The 5,057-nt window shown below is 55.2% G+C and carries 5 protein-coding genes, 1 tRNA gene and 1 pseudogene; 2 read left to right on the top strand and 5 right to left on the bottom strand.

The features are described from left to right. Nucleotides 1–82: 82 nt before the first annotated feature. Nucleotides 83–463, bottom strand: a pseudogene (locus tag ACR0AO_RS25175) (N-alpha-acetyl diaminobutyric acid deacetylase DoeB); the annotation flags it as partial. Nucleotides 464–549: 86 nt separating this feature from the next. Here ACR0AO_RS25175 and ACR0AO_RS25170 point away from each other — a divergent pair. Continuing rightward, nucleotides 550–702: a hypothetical protein gene (locus ACR0AO_RS25170; RefSeq protein WP_480609686.1), complete on the top strand. Its 153-nt coding sequence runs from the start codon at nucleotides 550–552 to the stop codon at nucleotides 700–702. A 43-nt stretch (nucleotides 703–745) separates the two neighbouring features. Continuing rightward, on the top strand, nucleotides 746–1,597 hold the full coding sequence (locus ACR0AO_RS25165; protein ID WP_480609683.1) for a DUF4396 domain-containing protein: 852 nt from the start codon (nucleotides 746–748) through the stop codon (nucleotides 1,595–1,597). Between the two features lie 107 nt (nucleotides 1,598–1,704). On the opposite strand, the gene ACR0AO_RS25160 is transcribed toward ACR0AO_RS25165, so the two are convergent. The 4 genes from ACR0AO_RS25160 to ACR0AO_RS25145 all read right to left on the bottom strand — a co-directional run bounded on the left by ACR0AO_RS25160 (nucleotide 1,705) and on the right by ACR0AO_RS25145 (nucleotide 4,672). After that, entirely contained in the window at nucleotides 1,705–2,136 is a 432-nt protein-coding gene (locus ACR0AO_RS25160; RefSeq protein ID WP_480609681.1) for a c-type cytochrome, read from the bottom strand. Further along, complete coding sequence (locus tag ACR0AO_RS25155) at nucleotides 2,133–3,512, bottom strand: multicopper oxidase domain-containing protein (RefSeq protein WP_480609679.1); 1,380 nt, start codon at nucleotides 3,510–3,512, stop codon at nucleotides 2,133–2,135. The genes ACR0AO_RS25160 and ACR0AO_RS25155 overlap by 4 nt, the downstream gene beginning before the upstream one ends. 11 nt (nucleotides 3,513–3,523) lie before the next feature. Further along, nucleotides 3,524–3,955, bottom strand: coding sequence for a c-type cytochrome (locus ACR0AO_RS25150; RefSeq protein WP_480609676.1), 432 nt, complete (start codon nucleotides 3,953–3,955; stop codon nucleotides 3,524–3,526). Between the two features lie 641 nt (nucleotides 3,956–4,596). After that, nucleotides 4,597–4,672 (bottom strand) — tRNA-Thr (locus tag ACR0AO_RS25145). Nucleotides 4,673–5,057: the final 385 nt, after the last annotated feature.

Here is a 5,057-nt window from a genome sequence, read left to right as displayed (position 1 = left end):
GCCCGGGACAGGTGGCCAGAGACTATTCGATGAATAATCCCTCCAAAAACCCCGCATAGTTGGGAAAAAGAAAGGCCGTGGCCTAGCCGGGCACAGTGTGCGTATGGCTGGCAACGACGACAACCGCCACGCAGTCACCGGACTTGATCAGGCCGGGGAAATGGCGGCTGATCATCAGGTCGTCTCGGCGGGCCCGGTATTCCCGCGGCGGCCGTCCGGTCCGGTCCAGTGGCCAGATGCGGGCGACCAGATCGCCCTTGGAGACCGGTGCGCCCAGATCCACCATCGCCTCGTACAGCCCGTCGTTCTCGCTGAACAAAAAGCAGTTGTCATCCGGCATCGTCAGGTTCACGATCTCATCAATCTGCATCTCGCCCTGCAGAATTCCGAAATGTATCAGCACGTTGCGCAGACCCTTCTTGGCAATGGCATTGCTGCGCGCAGTGGACGAACCGCCGCCGGCACCCCTCGCCACAGCTACATCTTTACCGCAATGATACGTTTATGTAGGGTCATGTCGATTTTGTGACCGGTTGTCAGCGACATGAAATGTCCGGAATTTTCGATCTGGCCATCCAACAACGCTGTGCCGCCGATTCGGCCAGTGCCTTCGTTCACCCGGCGATCACAAAAACGGGTATGGCGGATGCCGGAACGCTTGATGTTGAAAGCACCGGCATCACGTCGCGGGCGAATCGGTGACCGTTCATGCCATTAGCGGGGTTTGCATTTCAGGGAGTTCAATGTGCTCAACGGTGCGATGTGTGTCTGGTTTTTGTTGACCGGTGCCAGCGTAAGTTTCGTCGTTTGGGATTCAATAAGCAATGGCGTGACCAGTTGGGTTCAGCGTATGGCTTGGATTCTAGTGACGGTCTATACAGGACCAGTCGGCCTATTTTTCTATTTAGTCACCTGCCGCCGACCGTTTCCGGGCGGACATGACCGTTTCACGCGCGCAACGTGGAAACAAGGGGTCAACAGCGAAATGCATTGTTTGGCAGGCGACGCCACAGGCATCATTGTTGCTGCAAGCCTCGTTCATTTCTTCACGCTACCAAATGGTTGGGACATCACCGTCGAATACACTTTTGGTTTCGTCTCGGGGCTTTTCATCTTTCAAGCCCTTATGATGCTTTCGATGTATGGACGTTATTCGCAAGCGGTCCGAAAGTCTTTTTTCGCAGAGACCGTGTCGATGAACATGGTAATGACGGGCATGATTCCGACCATGGTCCTGTTGGCAGCGGCTTGGCCTGAATCGGAAGACCCGCTCTCTCCGACCTTCTGGTTTCGTATGAGCGTGGCAACAATTGTGGGTGGTTTTGTTGCATTCCCGATCAATTACTGGCTGGTTGCCAATCACCTGAAACACGGATGTATGACCCTGCCCGGGGCCGATGGCCCGGCACCCGGTAACGGTCACGTGTCTTCAGAGATGAATGGTATGTCCCATGACAAAATGGAAAATATGCCGAGTCACAGTATGGGTATGAAGACGCTGCCTTTGCACTCCATGTTCCTCTGGGTCATTGGCACCTATGTGATCCTGCTGATCGCACTCTTGGCGACTTCGCGAGTTACACCCATCCATTTTTAGCGCTTCAAAACTTGTTGGGCACTTAAGTCACGACGACATTGCAGGCCAAGGTGAATGCTCGACGTACTGACTTCGCAAGACCGCAATCTGCATTGGGAGCCCCGGTTCTACTCGTGCGGAAGGTTGCGACTGGCCTGCATTTGCTGAACATCGTCAGGCCAAGTCGACCGGATATAGGCCAGAACGTCCCATATGTCCTCGTTAGTCAGAGTGCCCTCAAAGCCCGGCATGCCGCTGTTGAAGTCTTTGATGCCGCGCGCTGCCAGTGTCTTTGCTCCACCAAGTTTGGTGTAGTCGAAGAGAAGTTGGTTGTCGTGGTGCCATGTGTGCCCCGTCTCATCGTGGGGCGGTGCAGGCAGAACACCGTTTTCATCTGGTTTGCGCCAGTTGGGCTGTCCTTCCAGATTTGCCCCGTGGCAGGACGCGCATTGTTCGGCGTAGTGGTCCTGCCCATTGGTCAAATCGCGGTTGTCCATTTCGTGGCCAGCAATTGCGCTGGTCGCGATACTACACGCGACAATGAACAGAACGCGTTTCATGCGACCTCCACCCATGTCTTCATACCCGCCGCCTGATGCCCCAGCATGTGGCAGTGCAACAGCCATTTTCCGGGATTGTCGAACACGCAGACGATGTCGCGGGTTTCGCCTGCATCCATGAGTGTTGTGTCCAGGAAAGCGCCTAAACTGCCGTCCGCCCCGACTTCGAAGAAATGATGCCCGTGCAGATGGATGCCATGCGGAAAACGGGTGTCGTTCACCAGACGGATGCGCGCCGTTTGGCCGCGTTCAAACCTATGGAGCGGTGTATCCGTCAAGCCCGATTGCCCGTTGAACGCCCAAATATCAGTTTGTGTGCTTGCGGGGCGGCTCATCGCCCCACCCTGCATGGTGAGCGTCAGAGCCACTGCGTTCTCCAAATCCGGTTGTTTCTGCTCATTTGGTGGCAGTACGGGAATCCTGGATGGTTGCCGTGTGATGTTCTTCCCCTCAACCGGGATTTCGCCCAGCAGATAGGGATCATCCCGCGTTGGAAAGACAAAGGCGATCTGATCGGCTGACGTCACATCCGCAATGATATCCGCGCGTTGCGCCGGTGCGAGAACGAGGTTGAAAATTGCTTGCGGGCTCGGTAGTGGCATACCGTCGAAAGCAACGAATTTGCCGTCGATGCCTTCAAGCTCAATCGGGAATATCCGGTCTGTCGCGACGTTGATCAACCGCAGGCGCACGCGATCGCCGCGTCGGACGGGCGTTTTCGGATCGACAAGCGCGCGGGCATAGTTGCCCAGCCGCCCCTGATGTGCCTGATCGTGCATGTTCTCGAAATCACCGGCGAGTGCGCCACTTTCGGTCATGCGCCAATCGTCAATCATAACGATCAGATCGTGTTCCACATCGGGCGGGGTCGGTTCATCAACAATCAGCGGGCCATAGAGACCCTTGGCAACCTGTTCCCAAGACCGGTTGTGCGAGTGATACCAGAATGTTCCCGCATCGGGTGCTTGAAAGCTGTATTGAATCTCAGCACCCGTCTCGACGACGCCTTGGGTCATCCCCGGCACGCCATCCATCGCATTGTCGATGCGAAGCCCGTGCCAATGCACCGCCGAGCGTTCACCAATTTGGTTCAGAAACCGAATGTCGAATGTATCGCCCTGACGGGCGCGAAGCAGCAGCGCGAACGTGCGCCCAAACTCTGTCTGATCTCCAAGATCAAGCGCGACGGTATGAACATCCTGATGGATCATGTTAACTTTTGTCAGGCGAATATCATCCGCGAAATTGAAACTGATCTCAGAGGGCACTTCGGTAATTGTCGCACCGTTTTCGGGAGTGGTGGCGTCCACGCTCGAATGGGCAAAAGCGCTTGTGGCAAGCATTGGAATCAATGCAAAAGTGGTGAGCTTCTTCATTGTGAGGTTCCTCAGCTTATTCCATTGGCGCGTTGGATTTCGCGGATGTAGTCGATGACCATGGCCACGTCGCCACGGGTCAGGCCCTCGACTGGTGGCATGTCGCCAAACTGCCAGTGATGGCTCCTGACGCCCATCGCGACCGCGCGTTGGAAGGACTCGTCTGCATGATGGCTGGGTTCATAGATAACATGAATCAGAGGCGGTCCTGCGCCTTCGACACCGACCGCGTGAGTTCCGTGGCATGCGGCGCACGCGTTTTCGAATATCCGTTGCCCGATGGCCGCATTTCCTTCGATAGGCGGCATCTCGATTGCCACCATCGCACTGCCCTCGGTACGTGCCGATTGCACGGTGTCGTCAACTATTGCGGGGCGTAGAAAGAAGTAGGCAGCGACGGCTGCAACGGCGCATGCGCCGATCAGGAGATATTTTTGGTTCATGTATTGGTCCTAACCTTGTGAAACAGGGAGAAACCGCAAATACTTCGCGGCACACAGGAGCGTGTTCACGGCCGTGAACAGCGTCGGAGAACTGTTTTAGAGGTTGGGTGGTCTGTCTGGGGTATCCGGCTCCTGAAGAGCAGAGAGAGATTTGACGTGCCACGTTAAGACAGTCTCAGGCGGAACAAATTGAGTGTCAGAATGATGCGAAGCAAGAACCAAAACATTACACATGAATGGGTTGCAACCTTCGTGTGTCACGCTGCTGGGCTCTTGTGGTTCGTCTCCGCGCGAAACGGTCGAAGTGTGTTCAATATGGTGGGTGTTTATCGACGAGTGCACATGATCATCACAATGCGCACCAGCACAATTCTTCGACAATGCATGCGCGCTGCCTGTAAACGCGGTCAGAACGACCAGAACGGCAGCGAGCAATACCGACATTATCTGCTTTGTGCCAATCATTGTAGGAACTTAGTTGACTGCTCCAGAGATGACAATGCTGGCTTCTTTTTTAAGCAACCGGATCTCTGAACGCAGCCTAGCCCGTATGTCTGAAAATCGAAAGTGCAAACGCCACCTTGCGGGCTTGCTGAAGGTGTTGATTCCAGTGCAAAAATCTGGGTGCTATCGGAGAAGGGTGGTGCCGCTGATAGGACTCGAACCTACGACCCCATCATTACGAATGACGTGCTCTACCAGCTGAGCTACAGCGGCATCCTTCTTGTTCGGCCTTCAACACCCTCGTCGGCTGCGCGGTAAAGCTTTCCGGCTTCCACCTGACAGGGTCGCTCCCAGATGAAACGAGGCGTTGAGTGAGTGCAACGTCATTTTCAGATGTCGTGCATCAGCGCCGAGCCTTTCTATAGTATTGGCCAGGAGGCGAGACAAGTGAATTCATGGCGCGGTGTCGAATATTCGGACCTCAGGCGTTCAAGGCTGTTGCTCAGGAACAGGACAGTTCAGAGTCTGAACGGCGTCTGTCGGTCGCGGGCGCATATTTGTTCGCGGTGGTCTTTGCGTCGGTTGGGTTCGCGTTGGCGCGGTTTGCATCGGTTGGTTTATCCTGCGGTTGTGCTTGGTGCGTTTCACTATGTGATGT

The sequence above is a fragment of the Ruegeria sp. AF8 genome (genome assembly GCF_056541825.1).
Note: the sequence above shows the minus strand (reverse complement) of the source record. Positions and strands in the feature narration are given on the sequence as shown.

Bases quoted from the DNA above. Each gene is read 5' to 3' on its own strand.
- ACR0AO_RS25170 (WP_480609686.1), top strand. From the start codon at position 550: ATGTCCGGAATTTTCGATCTGGCCATCCAACAACGCTGTGCCGCCGAT.
- ACR0AO_RS25160 (WP_480609681.1), bottom strand. From the start codon at position 2,136: ATGAAACGCGTTCTGTTCATTGTCGCGTGTAGTATCGCGACCAGCGCA.
- ACR0AO_RS25155 (WP_480609679.1), bottom strand. From the start codon at position 3,512: ATGAAGAAGCTCACCACTTTTGCATTGATTCCAATGCTTGCCACAAGC.
- ACR0AO_RS25150 (WP_480609676.1), bottom strand. From the start codon at position 3,955: ATGAACCAAAAATATCTCCTGATCGGCGCATGCGCCGTTGCAGCCGTC.